Source organism: Clostridium sp. 1001275B_160808_H3 (assembly GCF_015550425.1).
Lineage (GTDB): Bacteria > Bacillota > Clostridia > Clostridiales > Clostridiaceae > Clostridium.
In genome coordinates this window covers 84,123-109,871 of the sequence record NZ_JADNAT010000013.1, presented here as the reverse complement: position 1 = coordinate 109,871, position 25,749 = coordinate 84,123, and the positions used below count along the sequence as shown (strand labels likewise).

Genomic DNA, 25,749 nt, shown 5'->3' with positions numbered 1-25,749 from the left:
TAACCAAGTTTAAACCACTTGTAAATGCTTATATATATGCTATTTTTTTAACTCAACATCGCAATCAAGCCAACTCATATTGCGTACTTATTTAAATACATCTCATGTTAATGTTAATCGGGGATAAAGTATTACCTGCTAAAGCTAAAGATTAATTTAAATACATCTCATGTTAATGTTAATCATCTATGGCCTATAATGAAATTACAAGATTAATAACATTTAAATACATCTCATGTTAATGTTAATCATGTAAAACTTGTAAAAAGGAATTTGTATTACTAACATTTAAATACATCTCATGTTAATGTTAATCCATCGCCTTTTGGTACTGAACAGGATACAAAACCTAATTTAAATACATCTCATGTTAATGTTAATCTCTACAATAAGGCACAATAGAGCAAGGGGAAGTCAATTTAAATACATCTCATGTTAATGTTAATCCTATAATTGGCAATGTATCAATTAATTCAGAACCAAATTTAAATACATCTCATGTTAATGTTAATCTATTATCGCGAATTAAGAAAGAGGGGTTAAAAATAAATTTAAATACATCTCATGTTAATGTTAATCAATGAGAAAGTGCTATGAGGAAGATGAAGAGTTTCTATTTAAATACATCTCATGTTAATGTTAATCAGAAAACGAAATTAAAAGTACAGATATAGAGATAACATTTAAATACATCTCATGTTAATGTTAATCCCAATTAAAAGAAAGATAAGTCCATTCAATCACTAATTTAAATACATCTCATGTTAATGTTAATCCAAATGTGTAAGGATTATTTTAATAAACAATATGAATTTAAATACATCTCATGTTAATGTTAATCTTACTAGATGGAAATGAAATAGCTTATGAAACTACATTTAAATACATCTCATGTTAATGTTAATCTGCAAAGTTTATACATTAATTCAACTGTTATTTCATTTAAATACATCTCATGTTAATGTTAATCGCAGGAGCAGGATACGCTATCTATAAAGGACTTAAATTTAAATACATCTCATGTTAATGTTAATCCATTGATTTTAAGCCTTTCATAAATTATACAATCCTAAGGAATCTTTGTAAATACCTCACTTTCCAGACTTTTTACCAACCTTGCTTAAATTAAAGAAACTTTATATAAATGACAGCCTAAACTGGCAATATAACTTATTTTTCAAATACTTCATGAAATAATAACTTGGTAAAAATACTTAATATGTTTTTTAACACTCCAAATAATATCAAGGGGGTCGCGTAACGCGACCACCTTTACAATCTGAATAATAAGTCTATTTATAATTTATTCAAATGAATATAATACTAAATCATATAAAAATTGTTACTACTTTCCACACATTTTATGTAAGGTTAGCTTGACACTCACCTAAAGAAATGCTAAATTAGAAATGTAAGGTAAACATTACAAGGAGTGATATTTGATGAAAAATAAATTAAAACAATTTCGTGAAGATTTGGGTTTAACTCAAGAGCAATTAGGAAAGCTTGTAGGTGTTTCCAGACAAGCAATTAATGCTATTGAAACTGAAAAATTTGAACCATCTATTTGGTTAGCTTATGATATTGCTAAAGTATTTCATAGTAATATAGAAGAAGTTTTTCTTTTTGAGGAAAGTGAAAGGAAATCAAGATCTGAACAAAGTAGAGGTGTTGTTTAAATGGCTTTAAGACAAATTAGATTATTTGACGATGAAATATTAAGAAAAAGAAGTAAAGAGGTTGAAGTTGTTGATGATAAAATAAGACAAATATTAAATGATATGGCTGATACTATGTATAATACAGAAAATGGTGGTGGATTAGCTGCTCCACAAGTTGGTATTTTAAAAAGATTGGTTGTAATAGATATGGGACAAGGGCTTATAAAGCTTGTTAACCCTAAAATAATAAAAAAAGAAGGAACTCAAGAAGTTATTGAAGGTTGCTTAAGTATTCCAAATAAATGGGGAAAACTTAAAAGACCAGCAAAGGTAACAATTCAAGCATTAAATGAATATGGCAAAAAAATTATTTTAACAGGTACAGGTGATTTAGCAAAATGCTTCTGCCATGAAATAGATCATTTAGATGGTATTCTTTTTACTGATTTTGTTACTGAATATATAAAATAGCATAGTTAAATTTATCAGTAAATAGGTTAAATTTTCACCGATAAACCTACTCCTCCATAATATTTAATATAGTTATTTAATTTAACTATATTAGGAGTCTACAGCAATTTATACAGAATTCATTGATTCAATTATTTCAATACCTCCTAACTCTACTTTACTTCTTAAAATAACCAATAGTTTATTATCTATCCAAACAATTGCTATAAATATATTTTGGTACGAAATTTAAATAAAATAGGAGATATATCTAAAGTGCTATTTATATACACTACACTTTAACTCTCTCCTATTCCTTATTATAACTTCTCTTTTATCTCTCTTTTTATAAATCTACCACTACCTTTTTCCCCTATAAAATTATTATCCTTTACTATAATATTTCCCCTTAAAATAGTATAAATAGGATAACCTTTTACTTTGATTCCTTCATAAGCACTGTAATCAACATTTGAATGTAAATCATTTATAGTTAATTCTTTTTCTATAGTTGGATCAATTATAACTATATCTCCATCTGACCCTACTTGTATTGAACCTTTTTTAGGATACAATCCAAAAATTTTAGCAGGATTCGTACAGCAAACTTCAACAAACTTATTAATGTTGATTTTTCCTTTCATTACTCCTTCTGAAAAAATTAATGGTATTCTCTCTTCAATTCCTGGTGCTCCATTAGGACATTTTGTAAAATCATCTTTTCCAAGTTGTTTATCTTTACTAAAGGCAAATGGACAGTGATCTGTTGCTATAGTTTGTATATATCCATCCTTAATTCCCTTCCATAAAGAATTTATATCATCTTCTTTTCTTAAAGGAGGACTCATAATATATTTTAATCCCTCATTATTTTCCAAATCATATTTGCTATCATCTAAAACTAAATATTGAGGACATGTTTCTGCATATATGTTTTGTTCTCTATCTCTTGCCATTTTTATATAGCTCAATCCTAAATTTGAAGATAAATGAACTATATATAAAGGTGCATCACCTGCCATTGATGATAAATTTATCATTCTGTTTACAGCTTCACCTTCTGCTTCTACAGGTCTACTTAAAGGATGATATTTAGGAGCTTTTAAACCATTTTTCACATAATAATCTTTTAATACCTTTATACTACCATGATTTTCACAATGAACAGTTGTAACTCCATTAAGTTCTTTTAATCTATTTAATACTTTTAATACTTCCTCATCATTTACCATATAATCATATGTTAAATAAACTTTAAAGCTTGGTATCCCTTCATCTTTCACTATGCTTTCCATTTCATTAAGTATTTCCTCATTTACATGTTGAATTACTCCATGAAAACTATAATCTATTACAGCATTATTATCTGCATATCCATGATATACATCTACTTGATGTTTTAAATTACATCCTTTAGGTCCAAAGCCCATATGGTCAACTATCGTAGTTGTTCCTCCACAAGCTGCTGCAACTGTACCTGTATAAAAATCATCATTTGCTACAGCAATTCCAACATCTAAATTTAAATGAGTATGAACATCTACCCCACCTGGTATTACATATTTCCCCTTAGCATCAATTACTTCATTTGCTTCTTTATTGATACAAGTACTAATTTCTTTTATAATGTCATCTTCAATATATATATCACCTTTATATGTTTCACTTGCTGTTACAATTGTCCCATTCTTTATTAGTAATGACATTAGCTTCACTTCACTTTCTTATATTTAAAATAATATATCTTTACATTATTTATTATATATAAGCAATGAATATGCCAAATTATATTTAATTGTAACAACTCATTTTTTAAGTATAATTTAATATCAATTTGAGAATTGATTATCATTTTGATAAAGCATTTTATACCATGATATCTTTAAATAGATCCTACACAATTTAAAATTATATATTATGCATTTCATGCTAAAGCAATTCTATAAAATCATTCAATAAAATAATAAGACATCCCAAAATTTTAATATTATGAGATGCCTATTTTATTAATATTTTTATTATCTTAATATTGATTGAGCCATTCTTCTATAAGTATGTCTAATTCCTCTTATTGTTACTGAAAGAGCCATTATATTTTCAGGTAATGCTATTCCAAAAGTTCCACAATCTCCAATATGTTGAATATCAGCTCCTGCCATTTTTGAATTTAATGCTATTTGCTCTATTATACTTTTACTTGAACCTTCTTGAGATGTTCCTATTGTAGTCATTGCAAGTGCATCATTTTCATGAATAAGAGAAATTATTTTCTTTGCTAAATCTAAATCATATCCTGGTACTGTTCCTGGAGCTGGTATTAATACAACATCTGCCCCACAATCTATAAAGCCTTTTATAGCATTTTCATCATATATATTTCCACTTCCTGCTCCATGCATTTTTCCTGCTATAATCAAAGTGCTATCACCTAATACTTCCTTAGCAAGCTTTATTCCTTCGCAAATGGTCTTTTCAGTAACACCTGTATTAGGGTTTCCTGTTAATACTATATAATCAAAACCATATTCCTTAACCTTCTCAAGATTTTCTCTATTTAATGTATATCCTCTTTCATAAGTGCTTCCTTCTGGTACAGGTTCTAAATTTACTCCTATCATTCTACCAACTAGCTTTTTAATATTTTTTATATAATCTTTATTATTTAAATTATCTTTAATTTGATCTCCTATTTTAGCTAAGTTATCTATTGAAGAAAGTAAGTTTGTTCCCCCATCTATTCCAAAAATAAAAGGTTTTTCAAAATTAAATGTATTTAAAGTTATCATATCTGCTCCAAAACTTGCAGCAAGCTCTAAATTTGATACTTCTCTTATAAATGGAGTATAACTTATAATAGTCTCTGACATAACAGTTCTACCTTCTGAAGTCTTTATTATCTCCTTAAGAGTATTCTTATTTAAACTTTCGATATCACTTGTTGTTAATTCAAATATTCTTTTCATAAATCTATTCTCCTTTATAGTTATTATGTAAACTATTATATAATACTTTTTTCCTTTTGAAAACGTTAACCGATATGAACATTATTATAATACTATTTAATAATATGGAGAAAATACATATAATATGATATCCTAATATTTACAAGGGGGTATAGATAATGAAAAAACTAATTTTCTTTTTAACCTTATTATTTTCATTAACAATTCCTATTACTGTATTTGCAGATAGTAAGAATTATTCAATTGATAAACTACTTATTAATGCTGAAATACAAAACAATGGGGATGTTTTAGTAAATGATGAATTTACTTATACTTTTAATGGAGATTTTAATGGTATTTACCTAAATCTAAATTTAAATGAATCTAATGGTTATTCTATTAATAATGTAACACTTGAGGATTCTACTGGATCATATAATTTAGAAAACAAAAATGATAAATCAAATAACAGTTACGAAATTATAAATACTGATGGGAAAGTTCAAGTAAAGATTTATTCTAAAAGTAGTAATGAAGAAAAGAAATTTAAAGTTGAGTATTTAATAAGCTCTGCTGCAAAGAAATATGAAGGTTTTAGTTCTTTAAATTGGAGCTTTTATACAGCTTCAGCAGACAATCCAGTAAATAATGTTGAACTAAATTTAAAATTAAATTCCGCAAATTTTAATGCAAATAATTTATATTATACTGTTTATGGTGATGGAGTTTTTAATGCAGGAACTTCAGAAGATAAAATTAAAATTACTGGTGAAAACTTAACTTCAAATTTTGGTCTTGATTTAAGATTTCAGTCTGATTTTCTTACAATTCCAATTACAACTTCACCAATTGAAAATAATAACAACTCAAATATTATAGATAATAATATAAATGGATATTTAGAAAAAGATTCTTCTGATATGTTATTACCTATTTTAATTCCTTCTTCATTGATTTTGTTAATAGCTATAATATTTTATCTTGCACACAAGCGTTCAAAAAGAATTTTCAATGAAGCTTTAAATGAATATAGATCAAACTTTGTTTTTATCCAAGAAGATATGCTTCCATATCCACCTTCTAACACAAGCCCAGCTTTGGTTGCATATTTATATAACAAAAATAATATTAATTGGCCTCTAGTTCCTTCTACATTAATGTATCTTGCAAATAAAGGTTTTTATATTCTAGATAGCAGTATATCTGATGGAGATGAACTTATTAATGTTAAATTTAAAAGAATAAAAGAAAGTTCAAAATGTGAATATTCACATTTAAAAGTTTTAATGGACTGGTTTAAAAAATATGAAGATAGTAATAATGAATTTTCTTTTGAATCTATAAAAAAGAAAATTAATAATAGCCAAAAGGCCGCTAAAAAATTTAATAATTCATATTATGATTTTATAAATGAAGTTAAACAAAATGGAAAATCTCATAATTATTATATAAGTATTAAGAATAAAGAAGTATTAAATAATGATGCTTATAATGAATATCTTAAATGGTCTGCTTATAAAAAATACTTATTATCATTAATAAATACTGAAAATATAGATAATATTAAAGAATCTATAATATATGCTCCTGCATTGGGAATAAGTCATTATGATTTAGATATAGATACTCCTAATGGAGATTCCCTTTCTAATAATAATTTTAATCACACTTTTTATAGTTGCTATATGACAAATTTATTTTTATTTAATGAAATACACAATTCAGTAAATGAGAATTATGGAAATGATACAAATTTCAATACTAGCATGGATTTTAGCAATAATAGTTTTAATGACTTTTCATCTGGAGGAGATTTTTCAGGTGGCGGAGGCGGAGATTCTGGCGCATTTTAAAATTAAGGAAGTCTATTTAAATTAGACTTCTTTTTATATTAGGCTTATTTTAGTATTAATATTTTTATTTTATTAAATTATTATATTCTAGATATAAAGCGTTTTATAATTATGATAATGAACTCAACTTAGTTTTATATTTTAATTTTTCATTATCAAATTCTTAAATAAATCTTAAAAGCCTTCTATTTTTCTACTTTCTTTAATAATATTAAAGTAAAGCAATTTTATATATGTAAAAGGAGTTTTTTATTATGAAAAAAAATATACTAAAGCTAATTACAGCATGCACTGTTGCATTTTCCTTATTTAGTTTTACTGTACAAGCCCAAAATAATGAAAGAGTTACTTTTGGTATTGACTTAACAGATGCTCAGGAATCTGAAATGTTAAAAGAATTTGGTGTTAAAGAAAATGAAGTTAGCATAGATAGAATAACTAATGAAGATATTATAAAACAATTAGGTCTTGATCCAAATGATCAATCTAATTATCAAGGTGGCTGTTATTCCTCTTCATATGTTAAGCTTACTAATAATGGTGGAATACACGTAACAGCTAAGAATTTAACAGAAGTCACTCCACTTATGCTTTCGAATGCTCTAGTTACATCTGGAGTAACTAATGCTGAGGTAAAAGCAAGTTCACCTTTCCATGTTACTGGTACTTCTGCATTATCAGGAATATTAAAAGGTTTTGAAGCTGTTAAAGGTGAAGAGTTATCATTAAAAAATAAAAAGACAGCTCAAGAAGAAATAGAAACAACATCAGATCTTGGAGAAGAAATTGGATATGATGAAGCTGCTAAAGTTATTAATGATGTTAAAACAAAAGTTATAAAAGAATCTCCAAAAAATAGTGAAGAAATATCAAAAATAGTTGAAACTGTTACAAATAATTATACAGTTGAAATATCAGATGAGCAAAAAGAGCAAATAAAAGCTTTGATGGCTAATATAAATGACTTAGATATAGATTATGATAATGTTAAAGATACTTTAAAAAATATAGGTAATCAAATTTCAGAAGCACTAAAAAACTCTGGGAAAGATATTCAAGATAGTGGATTCTTTCAAAGACTTTTTGATGCAATAGGTAACTTTTTTTCTAAGTTTCTTGATTGGATAAAAGGATTAGGAAATAATTAAAAACTCCATACTTACTTATTAAACTAAAAGCAATTAAATTTTATAGTATAATATATAAAGTTCCAACCATTTGCCTTAAATTTGGTTGGAGCTTTATAATTTCCTATGTCATATCCTTAATAATAAAGAATTATATATTTCATGAAATTAAATATGGTTAATTTATATTACCACTACAAATAAGACTATTTATACTAAGTCAGATAACTGAAATCTAATAACTTTTTTAAGCTCATCTAAGCTTAATTCCACTTGATATCCTATTTTACCAGCACTAAAAATAAATGTTTCTAGTTCTTCAACTGATATATCAATTGTTGTAACAAATGATTTCTTCATACCAATAGGTGAACATCCCCCGTGAATATATCCTGTCAATGGTAGTAATTCTTTTGATTTTATCATTTCAATAGATTTTTCACCAACACTTTTTGCTGCTTTTTTCAAATTCAACTCTTTTTCTACAGGTATTACAAATACATAATAGTTTTTTGATTTACCTACTGTAACAAGAGTTTTAAAAACCTGATTTGGGTCTTGCCCTAAAACGCTAGCAACTTCTACTCCACTTATAGCATCAGTATTTACATAAGAATAACTATTATATTTAATCTTCTTTTTATCCAAAATTCGCATTACATTTGTTTTTTCATCCATTTAGTATCCCTCCAAACAATACAATTATATCACTTTATAAAAACATTACCATTTTAAAACACTATAAGATTATTTAATAAAAATCACTAGTACCTCTAGCTAACTTTCTAAAACATTGTATATCTATAATTATTCTAATTTTATATTGTAATAAATAACGCCTTATTAAATCGTTTTCTAAAATATATTTCCATGCTAAAATATTAATATATAAATGAAATGAATATAACCTAACTTTTCATGTTTAAACTATATTTATCATATATTTAAAATAAACTCTACTTAATATTTATTAACATTAAAAGGGAGATTGAGATTTATGAAATTACAAAAAGAACTGCAAATTTTGCTAGAAGATTAAAATTAGAAAATGATGTATTTTTTACAGGTGGACTTGCAAATTCAAATTCATTTAAAGAAATATTAAGTGATTATTTAGAATTTAAAGTTGTAACTGATGAATTAAGTCAATATGCAGGAGCAATTGATGCATCAGTTATAGGCTACAAGAAACATAAAAAATTATATACTAAATAAAGATAGCCAAAATTTTGGCTATCTTTATTTTATTCTATATAAATGTTAGAAAACTCCATATCCATGGTTTGAACTAACCTATTATTTATAAGATTCATATCTAATACTTTAGTATCATCTGAAACTACTTTATTAGGAAGGATAATAGTAAAAGTACTACCTTCTCCCAATTCACTTGTTAATTCTATTTTTCCGCCCATAGAATTTATAAGCATTCTAACTAAGCATAATCCTATTCCTGTTCCTTCAGACTTTCTTGTTAATTCATTATTCACTTGTCCAAACCGATTAAAAATAATTTCTTGTTTTTCTTTAGGGATACCTACTCCCTCATCTTTAACTTTAATATTAGTATAGCTAGCATCACAATCTAGCTCAACCTTTACAGTCTTACCATTTGGAGTAAATTTAATTGCATTTGATAATAAATTCAATAATATTCTTTCATACTTTTCATCATCAACAGCTATAATTTTTTTATCAATATTACAAGTAAATTCAAGATTAATATCCTTTCTCACAGCAAAACTTCTAACAGATTCAGTAATTGCTTTAGACATACTTACAATATCATAATTACGTAAATTTACATTCAAATAGCCAGCATCAGCTCTTGTTATATCTAAAAGATTATTTACAAGCCTTAGCTGTTGTAATGTACTTAGACTTATTTTATCTATATAACTTATAACTTTTTCAGGTAAATCTTTTCTATAAACTAAATTTAATAGTTGAGTCGTAGAACTCATAACTGTTAATGGTGTTCTAAATTCATGCGCAATAAATGAAAAAAATTCCTCTTGAGTTTTTAATATTTCTTCTAGTTCTTTTTGATGACTTATATTGTCAGTTATGTCTATTCCAACTTTTATAACTTCCTTTATTTCACCATCAACATCAAATATATATTGATAGAAAGTTTCTATATATATATCTTTCCCATTAAGCACCACTTTAATATTACTTCCCCTAATCATAGAACTATTTTTTTGTTCTTTATCTAACATTTCTCTATCATTACTTGGAATTTGTAAAAAGGATGAATAAGTATTCTGATTAGAATATATTATTTCTTCTTTTACTTTTTTATTATAATGTATTACTTTAAAATCTGGATATGAAAATCTACATATAAGTAAATCTAAACTATCTATAATATTAAAAAAATTATCTCTTTGCTTTTTTAAATAATTTTCAACTCTCAATGAATCATTTAAACATCTAATACTAGATATTGCTCCAACCAACTCATTATTTTGATTATATAAAGGATTGCAACTTATATCTGTTTTGATAGTTTTATCAGGTCTTTCACATATAAATCTCATACTTCTTATAATTTCTCCATTCAATGACCGAGAAGATGGTAATTCACTTATATGCAATATATTCCCATTCAAGTCATAGTACTTAGTATGAGCAAGTGTTTGACCTAATACTTTTAACTTATCAGGTTCATAGAAAAAATCTTTAGCTGCTCTATTTAAAAATTCAACTTTCCCCTTTTTATCCAAAAAAATTAACCCGTCGGTTATATTTTCAACTATGTTTTTATATTTAAAAACTTCTTTACTTAATTTAGAATTTTCTTCTTTTAATCTTGTATTTTCCTCCTTTAATTTTAAAATTTCATTTTTTAGATTTTCTTTTTCAATAGCACTTTCTGTTACATTTAAAAGTGTTATTATTAAAAAAATCAGTGAATTTTCTTCCTTTACAGGAGTAATTACACATTTTAAGTAATCTATATCACCATTTTTATTTTTATGAATAAGATCTTGAGACATTTGTATTTTTCCGCTTTCTATAGAATTTTTTAGAAGATTTAATACATTGTCTTTATCATTTATATCCATAATTTCTTGTAGTGACATCTTTAAATATTTTGATTTTTTAATACCTATGCCTTCTAATATATCTGTATAAAACTTATTCGATCTAATTAGCTCTAAATTAGGGAAGCTATAAACACCAGTCCCCGACTTATCATCATTAATCAAGTCATCTAATGAAACTACTCCGCTTAAATCATCTCGTTCTAATTTAGAATCTTTATCACAAAAATTAACTAAATTACCCATATTTTTCACCCTAATCCCATATAAAATATAAAATAAAATTTATTATTTAATAAGCAATATATATAATACCATATTTTACGAATTTTTACCACATTTCACCTTAAAAATGCAAATCCATTCTACATTATAACTTTATACTCCACATCACCTAGAAAATAATTAATAAATATATATTTTTTAGTATTGTTATATATTTTTCAATATTTGTATATTTGAATATATTATTCTCTTGATTAACGGTAGAAAACTTAACTCAATTTTTCGTTCTATTCTATTAGAGCTTTAATAGTTTTAGTTCTTTTCAACAGTTCTAAACCTATACTAAAAAATATAACTTTAATAATAATCTATATTTTAAATCATTTATATTTTTTATTTTGTAAAATTCCCTTTATTTTTTGTTAGTAAAAATATTTAATATATATATAACTAAAAATAACAAATAAAAGTATACTTAAATAAAATAAGTATACTTTTGAATTAATTTTTATATTTTTATATTTATTAATATAAATGTTTTATGTTTAGCTTTATGAGTTTACAATTTCTCCTCCATTAACATGAATAGTTTCTCCTGTTATGTATGATGCACCATCACTTGCTAAGAAAACATAACTTTCCCCAAGTTCAACTGGCTGAGCTGCTCTTTTCATTGGGCTAGTTGTACCAAAGCTAGCTACATCACTTTCAGCAAATGATGCTGGAATTAATGGTGTCCATACTGGTCCTGGCGCTACAGCATTAACTCTTATCCCTTTATCAGCTAAATTTAATGCTAATGATCTTGTAAATGAAGTTAACGCACCTTTAGTCATTGAATAATCTATTAAAGTCTTATGCCCATGATAAGCAGTAACTGAAGTAGTATTAATAATACAGTCTCCTTCACTTAAATGTTTTAAAACTTCCTTTGTTATAAAAAATGCTCCAAATACATTAGTTTTAAATGTTCTTTCAAACTGTTCTTTAGTTATCTCTGTTAATGCATTACATACATGTTGTTCAGCAGAATTATTTACTAGTATATTTATTTTATTGAACTTACTTACTACTGAGTTAACAGCAGATATACAGAAATTTTCATCACCAACATCACCACTTATTAAAATACATTCTCCATTAATGTCTTCTATAAGCTTTTTAGTTATTTCAGCATCTTGATGTTCATTTAAATAAATTATTGCTATTTTGGCACCTTCTTTAGCAAATGCTATAGCTACAGCTCTACCAATTCCGCTATCTCCACCTGTAATAATTGCTACTTTATCTTTTAACTTATTGCTTCCTTCATTACATGTAACTGACTTAAAAATTGGTTTTGGATTCATATTTTCTTCTATTCCAGGCTGTACACTTTGATGCTGTGCTGGAAACTGTGTAGGATAATTATTATTCATTTGATTTCTCCTTAATACTATAATTATTTTTAAACTCTGTATTAGATGCTACACTTTCTAAATAATTAGTCTTATTAACTATATTCTTTTCAAAGTTTTTCACTGCATTTCTAGTGAAATTCCCTATATTAATTAAATCACTATATTTTTCATTCATAATAACTTCTCCTTTCTATAACTTATTACTTATATTTTTTATAATTTTTTAAAAAAATATACTTTTCTGAATTTTATATTCTTCATATATTTATATAGCAGTGATATAATATTTTTATTATATAAAATTTACTAGAGGTGGAAGTTTATGCATTTAAGTGAAATTGAGAAAACCAGAGAAAAAATTAAAGATGTTATTAACAAAACTCCAATTTTGTATAGTCCTATTTTTTCAAAGATGTCAAACTGTTCTGTATATATAAAATGTGAGAATTTACAACTTACAGGAGCTTATAAAATAAGAGGCGCACTTAATAAGATTCGTTCTTTAAGTGAAGAAGAGAAAAGCAAAGGTGTTGTTTGCTCTTCTGCAGGTAATCATGCTCAAGGTGTTGCATATGCAGCAAGCCTCCTTGGAGTTAAATCTACAATAGTTATGCCGAAAACTACTCCTTATATAAAAATACAATCTACTAAAGACTTTGGCGGTAATGTAGTTCTCCATGGTAACTGCTATGATGATGCATTTTTTCATGCTAAAAGTATTGAAGAAAATAATAATTCAATATTCATACATCCTTTTAATGATATTAATGTGATTTATGGTCAAGGAACAATTGCTTTAGAAATACTAGAAGAAATAAATGATATTGATATAATCTTATGCCCGATTGGTGGTGGTGGATTAATCAGTGGTATTTCTTTAGCTGCAAAAGAAATTAATCCTTTTATAAAAGTCATAGGTGTACAAGCTGAAGGTGCAAATGCCATGGAACAAAGCTTTAAAAATGGCGATTTAATATCCTTAGATACTGTTAATACTATTGCTGATGGTATTGCTGTTAAATCCCCTGGTGATTTAACATATAGGATAATAAAAGAATATGTTGATGATATTATTACGGTTTCTGATCAAGAAATAGCTGAAGCATTTTTAATATTATGTGAAAAACATAAATTACTTGCTGAAGCTTCTGGTGCTGCGTCACTTGCTGCATTAAAAAAATTAAGTTATACAGATAAAAAGATAGCGTGCATAATCAGCGGTGGTAACATAGATATGATAACTATTTCCTCTTTAATAAATGATGGTTTAGTTGAGAGAGGGAGATTATTTTGTTTCACTCTTGAACTTCCAGATATCCCTGGACAAATTCAAGAAATCTCTAGAATGCTTTCAGAATTAAATGCAAATATTGTTCAACTCGAACATAATCAATTTAAAGCCTCTAATAGGTTGAAAAATGTTTTATTAGAAGTTACCATCGAAACTAATGGTATTGAACATATAAGTTTAATTAAAGATACTTTCATAAGCAAAGGCTTCAAAATAAATCAAATGTATTAATATATTTAATAAAAATTTAATTTCCAAAACAAATTCTATTTTATTAAATAATGACTTTATAACATATTTGAAAAAGGAAAATATCAAATTAATATTATAGATATGGAATAAGTAGATAGTATAAGTACTTATTCCATATCTTTTTTATATACCATATTAATAAAATTATTTTGATAGCATCTGATTAAATATTCCTTTTTTAAAATTTCTTAATTTAGATATATCATGATTTTCAGAATACACCCCAACAAATATTAATGTTAATCCTAATCCCACAGATAATCCTTTTATAAACTCAGGTAATAAATCAGTATAATTTCCTAATAAGAAAACACCATTAAATAATAAACCAAAATTTATATATTTATTAAATTTCTTCATACAACTCCTCTTCTCCCTTTTATTAATGCATATATATTATACAATTCTTACAATTTTCTGTATAAAATAATTTATTATTTCCCTTATATTTAATAATTTATATACACCTTTCTGTCAGTAATTAAATAAAAAATTATTTTTACATAGCGTTATCTATTCTAAAATTAAGTTAATAGCTAAAAATGCAAAAAGATTTACTGCACTTTCTAAAATATCTTCATCAAAATTAAATCTTGGACTATGCAGTGGGTATATTATCTCTTTATCTATATTTTTTGTTCCAACATATATGAATAAAGAAGGTACTCTTGTGCTAAAATAGCAAAAATCTTCTCCTGTCATAGAACCATCCTTTAAAATAGATACTTTATGACTTGTTTTACTTAGTATATTTTTAGCTTTTACTACTAAATTTTCATCATTTATAACTGCTTTTATAGGTTTTGAACATGTTATTGTATATTGGGCTCCTTGGCTTTCTGTTATGCCTTTTGTTATGCTTTCTAGCAAGTTAGTTATTTCAACAACTTTATCATAACTTTCTGCTCTTATTGTTCCTTCAATTATCACTTTGCTAGAAATAACATTATAAGATCCATTTCCTATAAATTTCCCTATTGTTAATACAGCATTACTAAATGGAGATGTCCTTCTACTTATTATTTGTTGTGAAGACATATAAACCTGATTTGCTATAGCTATAGGATCTATAGTCTTATGAGGTTCGGCACCATGTCCACCTCTTCCACTTATCTCGATGATAAACTTATTTGCAGCTGCCATTGCTCTTCCATTTACAATCCCATATTCTCCAGAATTAATTTCTGGCCAAACATGTCCTGCTATTGCATAATCTACTTTAGGGTCTGATATTAGTATATCATTACTTTTTAACAACTCATCAGCTCCACCATAATCTTCTTCTGCTGGTTGAAATAATATCTTTATATTACCGCTAATTTTATCTTTTAGCTTATTTAAAACATATGCCGTTCCAAGCATCCAAGTAACATGACCATCATGTCCACATGCATGCATTACTCCTTTGTTTATTGATTTATAACTACAATTATTTAACTCGTCTATTGGTAATGCATCCATATCAGCTCTTAATAAGATAGTTTTCCCTGGCTTTTTTCCTCTTATAATTGCTAATACAGCAGTTTTATATATATCATTACTAACTTCTTTAATTCCAAATTCCTTTAGCTTTTTATATATAAATTCACTAGTTTCATATTCCTTTAATGATAGCTCTGGATTAGAATGAAGCCTTCTTCTGATATTAATTAAATCATCTTTTATTTCATCAACAATATTCTTAATTTCTTCTTCCATCAGTCTCCCACCTAACTAAATATAATCATTATATAATATACATTTCAGTGTATATGGTTGCTATAAAGGTTTTATATTTCCTAAAATATATTATTAATTAATTTGGATTACATTATTGATTAAGGATTAAGGATTAAGAATTAAAAGTTAAATACATCATAACTAATCCAATTGTCAAACAATATTATCATTAACTTATATAATTATTTAGTGGTTAAATTAATGTTTTAAAGTATTTATAGTAATTTAAAAGTAATAGTAAATTACTATAAAAAAAGTAATATCTAATGTTACATTAGATATTACTTTTTTGTTTATTTCATTTTTCTTTTTGCTTTATTAATTTTTTTATATAATTTTGCATTATGAACTATATCCATAAAGTCATCAGCCATTTCTAATAATAAATTGCCTTTTTTCTTAGCTCCTTTAAGATTTCTCTTAACTTTTCTCATTAGTTTGCTCATGTTTAACACCTCCTAAGGTTGTACTTTACATTTATAGTTTCCCCTTAAGAGTAAATTTTATTATAGAAATTAAACTATTGTAGTTATTATAGTATTTATAAAATCTTCCTTTTTAGAATTTAAATACTCTCCATAATAATCATTATTTATATCAACATTCATTGCAATTATGCTAGATAATATAAAGCTATCTATATCTATAGAGTATCTAACTTCAATTTCATTTTTAATACTTCTAAATTCTTCAATTCCACCATCTTTTCTATATTTTCTAATTAAAGAATCTAAATAAGTGTTATATTCCTTTATCTTATAAACTATTTTTTGAACGTATTTCTTTTTAGTTTTTATATAATTTTTTTCATATTCTAACTTTATTTTAAGTAAGTCTGAAATCGAATATTTTTTTTCTAGTACTTCTATATATGCATATTCATTTTGGAAAGAACTTTGTAATATAAGAAGTGCTAATTCATTATCACTTTTTATAGTTTCTAAAAGTTCTTTTCCTCCCACTATTTCAATAGCTTTTCTAAGCTGTTTTATTTTTTCTTCTAACATCTTATTATTAATAGTTAACATACCATTCTCCTTAAATAAATAACTTTTCCTTCGTAATTCATTAATTATTATATAACCTAAGGAGTTTATTGTCTATTATATTATTAACCTCATTATATTAACTTTTATAAAATATTTATGCAATTTATATCTAAGTTATAAGTTACATCCTTACGCTCCACAATTACCTTTATCTTTTCTCTTATTTCTTTATCTTCCATAACTTTATCTAAAAGTTCTTTTGTAGGATTTATTGCATATGGTATTCCTACAGAGTTGAACATAGTTATGTCTCCAGATGTATCTCCATATGCATAACTTTTGCTTAAATCAATATTATATTTTGCTTGTAATTCATTAATAGCATTTAATTTGCTTTCATGATCCCACATAGGAATTACTTCACCACTATATTTATTATCATCATCTAATTTATAGATTGTTCCTCTATAATCATCCATGTTATATTTCTTGGACATTTCTCTTACTAATTCACTTGGAGATCCTGATATTGCAATAACTATATGCCCTTGTTCCTTATGCCATTTTATTCTTTCTCTACTAAAGGTATATACTCTATCTCCTTTTTGCTCTATAACCTTTTTAGCTATATAATCTATGTGATATTTATCTATACCTTTTATTGCTTCAACATAAACATCTACCATCTTTAAAAGATAAGTGTCATAATCACCTTGCCTTTTATCCCATTTTATATATGAAGGTCTTACGTCTTTATACCATTTATTTTCACTTACTAGTTCATATTTTATTATTTTTTTAAATACTTCTGTAATTAAACCTTCTCTATATATAGTCCCATCAATATCAAAAAATGCTGCTACGTTTTTCATAAAACCCCTCCTATTTACTTTTTACTATCTATTATATATTAATTTTTTTAAATTTCCATAATTATTGGTATAATTGTTGGTCTTCTTTTTGTTTTATCATAAATATATCTCTCTAAAGCTTTCTTTACATTTGTTTTCATTAAATACCATTCTAAAATTTTGTCATCTAAACAATTTTGCAATTCATCAGCTGCAATCTTCTTTAATTCTTTAATTAATTCTTCTGACTCTTTTACGTATACAAAACCTCTTGTTATTATATCTGGACCTGCTATAATGCTATAACTTTCTTTTTCTATAGTAACCACCATATTAACTAATCCATCTTGTGCTAAATGCTTTCTGTCTCTTAATACTAATGATCCTACATCGCCAACTCCTAATCCATCAACTAAAACAGTACCTGTAGTTACTTTTCCAGATATTCTGGCACCTTCATTACTTATTTCTAATACTTCTCCACGTTCTACTACAAATACATCTTTAGAATCCATCCCTAGACTTATTGCTAAATCTTTATGATGCTTTAAATGTCTGTATTCACCATGAACTGGCATAAAGTATTTTGGTTTTATTAATCTATGCATCAGTTTTAACTCTTCTCTGTATGCATGACCTGATACGTGAACTTCTTCTAAATCTTCATAAATAACATCTGCACCTTTTTTAAATAATTGATTTATGACTTTTGAAATTAATTTATCATTACCTGGTATTGGTGATGCCGAAATTATAAACAAGTCATCCCTTTCAATTCTTATTTTCCTATGAGTTCCAAATGCTATTCTTGCAAGTGCTGCCATTGGTTCACCCTGACTACCTGTTGTAATTATAGTTATTCTTTCGTTAGAATAATTATTTATATCATCTATTTCAATTAACATTCCTTCTGGTATATGAAGATATCCAAGCTCAAAAGCTACTTTTGATATACTTTCCATACTTCTTCCTGAAAATGCTACTCTTCTATTATTTTCTATAGAAGCATTAATTATTTGTTGCATTCTATGTATATTGGATGCAAAGGTTGCTACAATTATCCTCCCCCTTGCCCCTCTAAAAATTCTGTTAAAAGTATTACCAATTGATTTTTCTGACATTGTATGCCCAGATCTCTCAACATTGGTACTATCAGCCATTAATAAAATAACTCCCTTTTTTCCTATACTTGAAATTCTATCTATATCTATAACTTTATCATCTATAGGTGTTAAGTCTATTTTAAAATCACCAGTATGAAATATAACCCCAAGAGGAGTACTTATAGCTAAACAACAAGATTCAGCTATACTATGAGTACTTTGTATAAACTCGATACTTATATTTTCTAAATCAACTTTTGAACCAGGGTCTACACTAATTAAATTGCTAGTTTCTATTAAATCATGTTCTATTAGTTTATTTTTAATAATTGCTAATGCTAATTTTGTTCCATATATAGGTACATTTAATTGTTTTAATATATATGGAATTGATCCAATATGATCTTCGTGCCCATGAGTAATAAAAAAGCCTTTTACCTTGTCTTTGTTTTGTATTAAATATGTTATGTCTGGAATTATTAAATCTACTCCATACATTTCTTCGTCCGGAAAAGCCACTCCACAATCTACTACTATTATTTCATTTCCAACTTCTATCGCTGTAATATTTTTTCCTATTTCACCTACTCCACCTAAAGGAATAATTTTAACAGATAAATCATCATTCATTGAAAAAACCTCCTATTCTATTAAGAATAGTATTTCCTAAATATTGATTTAAAATTATAGTTTGCATAGGAATTTTATTAATTTATAAAAAAACTATCTCTAGAATATTCTAAAGATAGTTTTAAGTTTCTAATTATTATAGTATAAACTTTCACTTTGATACTCTGGATCACAAGTTATATCTATTCCAAGTCTTCTAAAAGTTTGTTCATCATTTGTGGTTATAATAGTTGTTGAATGAGCCTGACAACCTTTTAGATCCTTTAGCTTATCTAGTGCAACTTGAGCTGTTGGATTAGTTGCAGCACATATGCTTAATGCTATTAATATCTCTTCACAATTTAAAACTGTATTATTTATTCCTAATGTCTTAAGTTTTAAATTTTTAATTGGCTCTAATATTACAGGTGATAAAAGATGAATATCATCTGATATATTAGCAAGATATTTAATTGAGTTTAATATAACTGCTGCTGAAGCATCCATAATCTTTGAACTCTTACCTGTTATAATAGTTCCATCCTCAAGCTGTAATGCTACTGCTGAAAAAACTTCACCTTTATCTGCTAAACTTCTAAGTCTTAATAAATACTCTCTTGCTGGAACAACTACATTTCTATCAGTTTCTTTTAAATTTAGCTCTTCCATAATTAATTTAGCTCTATCAGATGTTTCTTTATCAACATATCCTTTTTTGTATTCACAAATAGTTTTAAAGTATCTTCTTATTATTTCTTGTCTTGATGCTTCTTTAACTACTTCATCATCTACTATTCCATATCCAACTCTATTTACTCCCATATCTGTTGGGGATTTATAAACTGACTCTTCACCAGTAATCTTTTCTATAATTCTTTTTAATACTGGGAAACTTTCAATATCTCTATTATAGTTTACAGCTACCTTGTTATAAGCATCAAAATGGAATGAGTCTATCATATTTACATCTTTTAAATCTACAGTTGCTGCTTCATAAGCTATATTTAAAGGATGTTTTAATGGAACATTCCAAACTGGGAAAGTTTCAAATTTAGAATATCCTGCAACATTTCCTCTCTTATTTTCATGATATAATTGACTTAAACATGTAGCTAGTTTACCACTTCCTGGTCCTGGAGCAGTAACTACCACTATTGGCTTAGTGGTTTCTATGTAAGGATTTTTTCCATAGCCTTCATCACTTACTATAGTATCAACATCTGTTGGATAACCCTTTGTAGCTTCATGCTTATAAACCTTTATCCCTCTACGCTCTAATTTGTTTATAAAAACAGTTGTTGCTGGTTGTCCATTATATCTTGTTATAACAACACTATTTACATCAAGTTCATAAGCTCTTAAATCATCTATTAATCTTAAAACTTCTAAATCATATGTAATACCAAAATCGCCTCTTATTTTATTTCTTTCTATGTCTCCTGCATATACACAAATAACAACTTCAACTTTTTCTTTTAGTTTTTGTAAAAGCTTTATTTTAGCATTTTCATCAAATCCTGGCAAAACCCTTTTTGCATGTAAGTCAAACATAAGCTTTCCACCAAATTCTAAATATAATTTATCATAATTATTTACTCGCTCTAATATATATTTAGATTGCTCTTCTAAATATTTTTTATGGTCAAATCCTACTTTCATCTTAATGCCTCTTTCCTTTTTATTCTTTATGTTACCCATTAAGTATTAATTATACAGTATAATTTTTTTTCTTTCTACATTAAGTTAAAAAATGAACAGATATAAGTTTACTAAAAAAAGAACAATATAAAATATACTTACCTTTAAAACTGATATATAATACTTTATATAATTACATTGCTTTAATTTAAACTTTTATATTTTCTATATTAAATTAAAGTATATGCTTATTAGGGTTTATAAGCATATACTTATAGGTAAAATCATTATCATTTTTCCCTTTATATTACACTCGGGTTTTTTAGGAAGAATTATATTATTTTTTCTCAAAACTTCTAAATATGGTTCTATAGAATCTAATATTTCTTGATAATAATCTTCTTGTGATGATTTTCTTAATAAACTTATGCATTTATTATTATCTTCTTTTATCATCATAACCTTACCAAATATTTTGCAAGAACAATGAACTAAATCAAATATGTGAGAGTGATTACTTAAGAAATTATTTTCACTTATTGGTAGAACTAATGATGCTTTTTCATTTTGAATTACTAAATCATAACTTCCCCTTGCAGTTATGGATTTTCTTAATCTTTCTAAAAGCTTACAAATTATATTAAAATTTAAAGTCTTTAAATTTTCCTTTTCTAGTAATGTGTTTAAAAAATCTACACCATAGCAATTTATACTATCAATTAATGTATCTATATAAAATGGAAGTGAAATTTCTTGCACACATCCACTAATTTGTACATAATCTCCTTCTTTTACATCTCCATTTTCAATAGAATTACTGTCTACTTGCTTAACGTTCTTGCTAGTAATCATATTATTTAACAACTCATTATGCAGAGTAAAAATAGTAGTGATTTTTTTTATTTCTTGCTCATTTCTATCAAAATCTCTTCCTTCAAAACCTAAGCTTTTATCTCTTCCATTTTGATAGTGGTCTTCATAAGTTTTATGTTTAGTTTTATATCCCTCTATTTTATCTCTATGATCTCTAAAATCTGAGCCATTTGATTCTCTATCTCCTATTTTTACATTGCCTCCAAATGTTCTATCCTTAATCCTTCTATATGTTCTTATATCAATATAACCTCTTAATGCTACTGAATTCAAATTTTTGATTAAAGCTTCATCTAAATATATTAATAAGTCCAACATAAGTGTCCCCCTAAAGCAATTATATACTTTTACACCATATTATATTAGACTAAATCTTATTTAATAACTTAAGAAATTATTTTTTATTTTTATTTAATAAAATACTTTCAATTTCATTTAAAAGTTCTCTATCCCCATTTTCTAATATAAGATTACCTTTTTTGCTACCTTCTATAATTCTTAATATTGTCACTTCATCTTCTAATTCTTTTATTTTTTTATTAATTTCAATTTTGTTCTTTTTAGATAATTCCAAAGAATATACTTCATTTCCACAAACTAAGCATTTTCCATATAGTTTATCATAAGTAATTTTCCCTATATTAAATTCTTTACTTTCTTTGCAACTATTAACTTCTATATATTGAATCTTATTACATTTCTCACAAAAACATCTATTTTGTTGCATAACTTCACCTCTAATATATTATATTAATATATTGTATCATACACTTTATTATTTTTTATGATTTTATTGACATTATAATAATAAAATATTATCTTCTGTAAAAATTTATTAACTATTTATATACGTTATTATATATATATTCGTCCATTTATTCTTTTATCAAAATTACTCCACTCACCACTCTCTAAATCATTTGATATTATACTTATCTTATTTAATGTAGCATCAACATAATCAGCATAATGAACTATATAGGCTTCCATAGAATTTGGCTCTTTAGGAGATCCAAATTCAGGTTTACCATGATGCTGAATAATTATAGCCTTTAATCTATTAATAAAATCATTAGAATAAATCTCTCTATTGCTATTAAAAGCTTCTTCTAACATATTTAACCCAATAACAATATGTCCTTGAAGTTCTCCTTCTAATGTATAAGAAAATGGTCCATCATAAACCATTTCTCTTATTTTTCCTATATCATGTAATTTTGCTCCTAATATAGCTATTTCTTTATGTTTACAATCATATCTATAAGCTAACTCACGTGCTAGGCTTGTTACTGCTAAAGTATGCTCAGCTAGACCTCCTATATAATTATGATGATTAAATACTCCACCTATTGCCTTTTTAAATTTATCTATAAATTCTTCATTACCAAAAAAATAATCATTAATTGTTTTAGCTTCTAAGCTTTTAAATTCAAATTTACTTATATCATTTAATTCATTCATAATTTCATTTATTGATCTCTTAACTGAAGGTAAGTAATCCAATATATTTATGTCTGAAATCTTTTTTATAAAATTAACTTTAAATTTTGATAAGAGTTTTCCTTTAACTAATATAACATCTCCAATATTTATAACTGTATTTATATTTTTTATATAAGCTTTTACTTCTCCTGAATTATCTCCAATAACTGCAACAAAATCATTTTTATCATAAGATAATATTTTTATCACCATAAAAGTAGTTTCAATAGTTTCATTCATTTTTGCATCTTTTAAATATAATTTTTTCATATATACCACCTTATTTATCTTTTACTTATAAATTATTATTAGCCTATATGAAAAAAAAATTCTTACATAAATCTGTATTTGATATCAGATTTTAATTTTAATAATAAAAGGATGCTAATGCATCCTTTTACTATTTTACTACCAACAGCCACCTAGTAATAATAACCATAATAATGGAAAGAATCCTCCACAACCGAATCCACAATTACCAAATCCGCCACAGCCACCGAAACCTCCACAGCCTCCGCAGCCTCCGAATCCGCCACCACAGTTATTACAGCATCCTCCGCCACAACAGTTATTTCTACAGCAGCACCTGTTACAACAAGATCTTCTTGACATGTTAATCAACTCCTACTCTTTTGTATAGTACATTGTATTCATTACATATTGTTTGTGTTCGGTAATATTTCTTTTATTTTTATTATCATTTACGAGCATATTACTTAAATGTACATTCATTAAATTATATGATAAACTATATTATATATAAGGAGGGTATTATATGGATAAAAGAAATAGATTAGTTGCACCTAGAAATGTAGTAAACACAAAAATGCTTTATAGCTTCTATATATTAAAAGAATTATCAAAAGGCAATGTTATATTTGGAAATAGGGTTCTTGAGGAATTTAGAAATAGATTTTCAGAAACTTCTCTGCCATTTCCTGTTTCATCTAGTACAATATATGAAACTCTTTATGACTTAGAATTAAAAGGATATGTTAAAAGCTCATGGACTGGTGATGAATTTTTAAATAAAAGAAGTAAAAAAGTATATTCTATTACAGACAGTGGAGTTGAATATTATAAAAATCATATTGCAGATTATATTAGTAACTTAAATAAAACTAAAGCTACCTTAGATATAATGATAGATATGCTGATGAGATAATCAGCATTTTTTCTTTTTATTAATAAAACTTCTCTTTCAAAATAACTTGTAACTTTTCTTAGCCATAGAAATATTATAGTTAATATATATGTTTTCAAGCTTTTCATTTTATTTAAATTAATTTACTAACTTTAATACTAATAGAATTAATTTAAACTTATATAATTCAAATAAAATCTTTAACATGTTTATTAAATTATAACAATATATTATAAATATATTTTATTTGTTTAATTACCTAACAAAATAGCTTTAAAACTTATATAAGTTGTATTTATATTTATTTAAATAATATAAGTACAGCTTATATAGTATTTCTAAGGAGGAATATTATGAAGGAAACTAGAAATATTGATAATTTTTTCAAACTACATCTCAATAATTTTAATATTTTAGAAAAAGATATAATTTCCTTTGAATTAAAAGATGATAAATTATCTCTAAATTTTGATAATATCAACTATCTACCTACAAACAAAATATCTGTATTTTTAAAAAATATTAAAACTCGTGAAATATTTAAATGCTCTTCTGTTATAAACGATAACATCTTAAGCATTGATTTAAGCAATTTAAAATATTTTTGTACTGATTATGAGTATAGTATTATTATAATTAATGAATTTAATAACTCATCAACAATGATTTATCCTAAATATAAAAATAATGCTCAAAACTACTCTATAATTGGTAGTTCATCAAATCAACATATTAAATGGTTTTTAAGATTATTGGAAAATGGAGAATTTAGATTATCTACAATTGTCTTATTTCCAAATTATAATAATGTTGAAGAAAATATTTCTTCATAAAAATAAGGGTACCTAATTAAGGATACCCTTTAAAAATATTTACAATTTAAATTTTCTATAAAGCACTTTTTAGAACAATATATATTTAAATCTTCTTTATCTATGTATGAATCTTTAATATTAATAGCTTTATTACAATATTTACATTTTAAAGTTATTTCATCTATTCTATCTTCTTCTAAATCATCATTATTAATTTTTTTTATAAAATTCTTTAAATGGTTCATAAATATCCCCTACTTATCTAATAAACT

25 protein-coding genes and 1 CRISPR repeat array are annotated in these 25,749 nt (G+C 25.7%); of the genes, 7 read left to right on the top strand and 18 right to left on the bottom strand.

From position 1 onward, the window contains the following. Positions 1-89: 89 nt before the first annotated feature. A CRISPR array of direct repeats spans positions 90-1,035; the repeat unit is 30 nt; unit sequence ATTTAAATACATCTCATGTTAATGTTAATC. Between the two features lie 407 nt (positions 1,036-1,442). Together I2A75_RS11510 and def are read left to right on the top strand one after the other, a co-directional pair. After that, positions 1,443-1,679 (top strand): helix-turn-helix transcriptional regulator, encoded by a 237-nt coding sequence (locus I2A75_RS11510; RefSeq protein WP_195264607.1) that lies wholly within the window; start codon positions 1,443-1,445, stop codon positions 1,677-1,679. Continuing rightward, positions 1,680-2,132 carry a peptide deformylase gene (gene def / locus I2A75_RS11505; protein ID WP_195264606.1) on the top strand — a complete coding sequence of 151 codons (453 nt, stop codon included), beginning with the start codon at positions 1,680-1,682 and terminating at the stop codon, positions 2,130-2,132. It begins immediately after the preceding gene. Positions 2,133-2,431: 299 nt separating this feature from the next. Here def and hydA read toward each other — a convergent pair whose 3' ends face one another. Further along, positions 2,432-3,817, bottom strand: a complete 1,386-nt coding sequence (hydA, locus tag I2A75_RS11500) for a dihydropyrimidinase (RefSeq protein ID WP_195264605.1) — start codon at positions 3,815-3,817, stop codon at positions 2,432-2,434. Positions 3,818-4,129: 312 nt separating this feature from the next. After that, positions 4,130-5,074, bottom strand: coding sequence for a hypothetical protein (locus I2A75_RS11495; RefSeq protein WP_195264604.1), 945 nt, complete (start codon positions 5,072-5,074; stop codon positions 4,130-4,132). 158 nt (positions 5,075-5,232) lie between these two features. Between I2A75_RS11495 and I2A75_RS11490 the strand changes: the two genes are divergently transcribed. Beyond that, on the top strand, positions 5,233-6,909 hold the full coding sequence (locus I2A75_RS11490; RefSeq protein ID WP_195264603.1) for a DUF2207 domain-containing protein: 1,677 nt from the start codon (positions 5,233-5,235) through the stop codon (positions 6,907-6,909). A 254-nt stretch (positions 6,910-7,163) separates the two neighbouring features. Further along, complete coding sequence (locus I2A75_RS11485) at positions 7,164-8,057, top strand: DUF1002 domain-containing protein (RefSeq protein ID WP_195264602.1); 894 nt, start codon at positions 7,164-7,166, stop codon at positions 8,055-8,057. Positions 8,058-8,246: 189 nt separating this feature from the next. Here I2A75_RS11485 and ybaK read toward each other — a convergent pair whose 3' ends face one another. The 4 genes from ybaK to I2A75_RS11465 form a co-directional block, all read right to left on the bottom strand. Continuing rightward, positions 8,247-8,714, bottom strand: coding sequence for a Cys-tRNA(Pro) deacylase (ybaK, locus tag I2A75_RS11480; protein WP_195264601.1), 468 nt, complete (start codon positions 8,712-8,714; stop codon positions 8,247-8,249). 566 nt (positions 8,715-9,280) lie between these two features. After that, positions 9,281-11,332: an ATP-binding protein gene (locus I2A75_RS11475; protein WP_195264600.1), complete on the bottom strand. Its 2,052-nt coding sequence runs from the start codon at positions 11,330-11,332 to the stop codon at positions 9,281-9,283. Positions 11,333-11,862: 530 nt separating this feature from the next. After that, complete coding sequence (locus tag I2A75_RS11470) at positions 11,863-12,729, bottom strand: SDR family oxidoreductase (protein ID WP_195264599.1); 867 nt, start codon at positions 12,727-12,729, stop codon at positions 11,863-11,865. Continuing rightward, positions 12,722-12,886 (bottom strand): hypothetical protein, encoded by a 165-nt coding sequence (locus I2A75_RS11465; RefSeq protein WP_195264598.1) that lies wholly within the window; start codon positions 12,884-12,886, stop codon positions 12,722-12,724. The genes I2A75_RS11470 and I2A75_RS11465 overlap by 8 nt, the downstream gene beginning before the upstream one ends. 147 nt (positions 12,887-13,033) lie before the next feature. Between I2A75_RS11465 and ilvA the strand changes: the two genes are divergently transcribed. Next, a complete protein-coding gene (gene ilvA, locus I2A75_RS11460) occupies positions 13,034-14,233 on the top strand; it encodes a threonine ammonia-lyase (protein ID WP_195264597.1) in 1,200 nt (399 codons plus the stop codon). 165 nt (positions 14,234-14,398) lie between these two features. On the opposite strand, the gene I2A75_RS11455 is transcribed toward ilvA, so the two are convergent. The 11 genes from I2A75_RS11455 to I2A75_RS11405 form a co-directional block, all read right to left on the bottom strand. Beyond that, entirely contained in the window at positions 14,399-14,614 is a 216-nt protein-coding gene (locus I2A75_RS11455) for a hypothetical protein (RefSeq protein ID WP_195264596.1), read from the bottom strand. Positions 14,615-14,767: 153 nt separating this feature from the next. Continuing rightward, complete coding sequence (locus I2A75_RS11450) at positions 14,768-15,952, bottom strand: amidohydrolase (RefSeq protein ID WP_243242155.1); 1,185 nt, start codon at positions 15,950-15,952, stop codon at positions 14,768-14,770. Positions 15,953-16,266: 314 nt separating this feature from the next. Continuing rightward, positions 16,267-16,419, bottom strand: a complete 153-nt coding sequence (locus tag I2A75_RS11445; RefSeq protein WP_195264595.1) for a hypothetical protein — start codon at positions 16,417-16,419, stop codon at positions 16,267-16,269. A gap of 69 nt (positions 16,420-16,488) precedes the next feature. Next, positions 16,489-17,001, bottom strand: a complete 513-nt coding sequence (locus I2A75_RS11440) for a hypothetical protein (protein ID WP_195264594.1) — start codon at positions 16,999-17,001, stop codon at positions 16,489-16,491. A 104-nt stretch (positions 17,002-17,105) separates the two neighbouring features. Next, complete coding sequence (locus I2A75_RS11435) at positions 17,106-17,834, bottom strand: HAD-IB family hydrolase (RefSeq protein ID WP_195264593.1); 729 nt, start codon at positions 17,832-17,834, stop codon at positions 17,106-17,108. A gap of 47 nt (positions 17,835-17,881) precedes the next feature. Beyond that, a complete protein-coding gene (locus I2A75_RS11430) occupies positions 17,882-19,546 on the bottom strand; it encodes a ribonuclease J (RefSeq protein ID WP_195264592.1) in 1,665 nt (554 codons plus the stop codon). 129 nt (positions 19,547-19,675) lie between these two features. After that, positions 19,676-21,184, bottom strand: coding sequence for a DUF1846 domain-containing protein (locus tag I2A75_RS11425; RefSeq protein ID WP_195264591.1), 1,509 nt, complete (start codon positions 21,182-21,184; stop codon positions 19,676-19,678). 237 nt (positions 21,185-21,421) lie between these two features. Then, positions 21,422-22,354 carry a hypothetical protein gene (locus tag I2A75_RS11420; protein ID WP_195264590.1) on the bottom strand — a complete coding sequence of 311 codons (933 nt, stop codon included), beginning with the start codon at positions 22,352-22,354 and terminating at the stop codon, positions 21,422-21,424. Positions 22,355-22,430: 76 nt separating this feature from the next. Then, complete coding sequence (locus tag I2A75_RS11415; protein ID WP_195264589.1) at positions 22,431-22,763, bottom strand: hypothetical protein; 333 nt, start codon at positions 22,761-22,763, stop codon at positions 22,431-22,433. A 128-nt stretch (positions 22,764-22,891) separates the two neighbouring features. Continuing rightward, on the bottom strand, positions 22,892-23,788 hold the full coding sequence (locus I2A75_RS11410; protein ID WP_195264588.1) for an HD domain-containing protein: 897 nt from the start codon (positions 23,786-23,788) through the stop codon (positions 22,892-22,894). Positions 23,789-23,926: 138 nt separating this feature from the next. Next, positions 23,927-24,130: a hypothetical protein gene (locus I2A75_RS11405; RefSeq protein ID WP_195264587.1), complete on the bottom strand. Its 204-nt coding sequence runs from the start codon at positions 24,128-24,130 to the stop codon at positions 23,927-23,929. A gap of 163 nt (positions 24,131-24,293) precedes the next feature. Here I2A75_RS11405 and I2A75_RS11400 point away from each other — a divergent pair, with 163 nt between their 5' ends. Further along, on the top strand, positions 24,294-24,683 hold the full coding sequence (locus tag I2A75_RS11400) for a PadR family transcriptional regulator (RefSeq protein ID WP_195264586.1): 390 nt from the start codon (positions 24,294-24,296) through the stop codon (positions 24,681-24,683). A 332-nt stretch (positions 24,684-25,015) separates the two neighbouring features. Beyond that, on the top strand, positions 25,016-25,495 hold the full coding sequence (locus I2A75_RS11395) for a hypothetical protein (protein WP_195264585.1): 480 nt from the start codon (positions 25,016-25,018) through the stop codon (positions 25,493-25,495). A gap of 29 nt (positions 25,496-25,524) precedes the next feature. Here the strand turns inward: I2A75_RS11395 and I2A75_RS11390 are convergent, their stop codons facing one another. Then, on the bottom strand, positions 25,525-25,722 hold the full coding sequence (locus tag I2A75_RS11390; RefSeq protein ID WP_195264584.1) for a hypothetical protein: 198 nt from the start codon (positions 25,720-25,722) through the stop codon (positions 25,525-25,527). Between the last annotated feature and the right edge of the window lie 27 nt (positions 25,723-25,749).

Coding starts and splice junctions, on each gene's coding strand:
- I2A75_RS11470 (WP_195264599.1), bottom strand. CDS start 12,729: ATGAATAATAATTATCCTACACAGTTTCCAGCACAGCATCAAAGTGTA.
- hydA (WP_195264605.1), bottom strand. CDS start 3,817: ATGTCATTACTAATAAAGAATGGGACAATTGTAACAGCAAGTGAAACA.
- I2A75_RS11475 (WP_195264600.1), bottom strand. CDS start 11,332: ATGGGTAATTTAGTTAATTTTTGTGATAAAGATTCTAAATTAGAACGA.
- I2A75_RS11510 (WP_195264607.1), top strand. CDS start 1,443: ATGAAAAATAAATTAAAACAATTTCGTGAAGATTTGGGTTTAACTCAA.
- I2A75_RS11490 (WP_195264603.1), top strand. CDS start 5,233: ATGAAAAAACTAATTTTCTTTTTAACCTTATTATTTTCATTAACAATT.
- I2A75_RS11435 (WP_195264593.1), bottom strand. CDS start 17,834: ATGAAAAACGTAGCAGCATTTTTTGATATTGATGGGACTATATATAGA.
- ybaK (WP_195264601.1), bottom strand. CDS start 8,714: ATGGATGAAAAAACAAATGTAATGCGAATTTTGGATAAAAAGAAGATT.
- ilvA (WP_195264597.1), top strand. CDS start 13,034: ATGCATTTAAGTGAAATTGAGAAAACCAGAGAAAAAATTAAAGATGTT.
- def (WP_195264606.1), top strand. CDS start 1,680: ATGGCTTTAAGACAAATTAGATTATTTGACGATGAAATATTAAGAAAA.
- I2A75_RS11465 (WP_195264598.1), bottom strand. CDS start 12,886: ATGAATGAAAAATATAGTGATTTAATTAATATAGGGAATTTCACTAGA.
- I2A75_RS11410 (WP_195264588.1), bottom strand. CDS start 23,788: ATGAAAAAATTATATTTAAAAGATGCAAAAATGAATGAAACTATTGAA.
- I2A75_RS11425 (WP_195264591.1), bottom strand. CDS start 21,184: ATGAAAGTAGGATTTGACCATAAAAAATATTTAGAAGAGCAATCTAAA.
- I2A75_RS11390 (WP_195264584.1), bottom strand. CDS start 25,722: ATGAACCATTTAAAGAATTTTATAAAAAAAATTAATAATGATGATTTA.
- I2A75_RS11445 (WP_195264595.1), bottom strand. CDS start 16,419: ATGAGCAAACTAATGAGAAAAGTTAAGAGAAATCTTAAAGGAGCTAAG.
- I2A75_RS11395 (WP_195264585.1), top strand. CDS start 25,016: ATGAAGGAAACTAGAAATATTGATAATTTTTTCAAACTACATCTCAAT.
- I2A75_RS11495 (WP_195264604.1), bottom strand. CDS start 5,074: ATGAAAAGAATATTTGAATTAACAACAAGTGATATCGAAAGTTTAAAT.
- I2A75_RS11450 (WP_243242155.1), bottom strand. CDS start 15,952: ATGGAAGAAGAAATTAAGAATATTGTTGATGAAATAAAAGATGATTTA.
- I2A75_RS11430 (WP_195264592.1), bottom strand. CDS start 19,546: ATGAATGATGATTTATCTGTTAAAATTATTCCTTTAGGTGGAGTAGGT.
- I2A75_RS11485 (WP_195264602.1), top strand. CDS start 7,164: ATGAAAAAAAATATACTAAAGCTAATTACAGCATGCACTGTTGCATTT.
- I2A75_RS11415 (WP_195264589.1), bottom strand. CDS start 22,763: ATGCAACAAAATAGATGTTTTTGTGAGAAATGTAATAAGATTCAATAT.
- I2A75_RS11455 (WP_195264596.1), bottom strand. CDS start 14,614: ATGAAGAAATTTAATAAATATATAAATTTTGGTTTATTATTTAATGGT.
- I2A75_RS11400 (WP_195264586.1), top strand. CDS start 24,294: ATGGATAAAAGAAATAGATTAGTTGCACCTAGAAATGTAGTAAACACA.
- I2A75_RS11440 (WP_195264594.1), bottom strand. CDS start 17,001: ATGTTAACTATTAATAATAAGATGTTAGAAGAAAAAATAAAACAGCTT.
- I2A75_RS11405 (WP_195264587.1), bottom strand. CDS start 24,130: ATGTCAAGAAGATCTTGTTGTAACAGGTGCTGCTGTAGAAATAACTGT.
- I2A75_RS11420 (WP_195264590.1), bottom strand. CDS start 22,354: ATGTTGGACTTATTAATATATTTAGATGAAGCTTTAATCAAAAATTTG.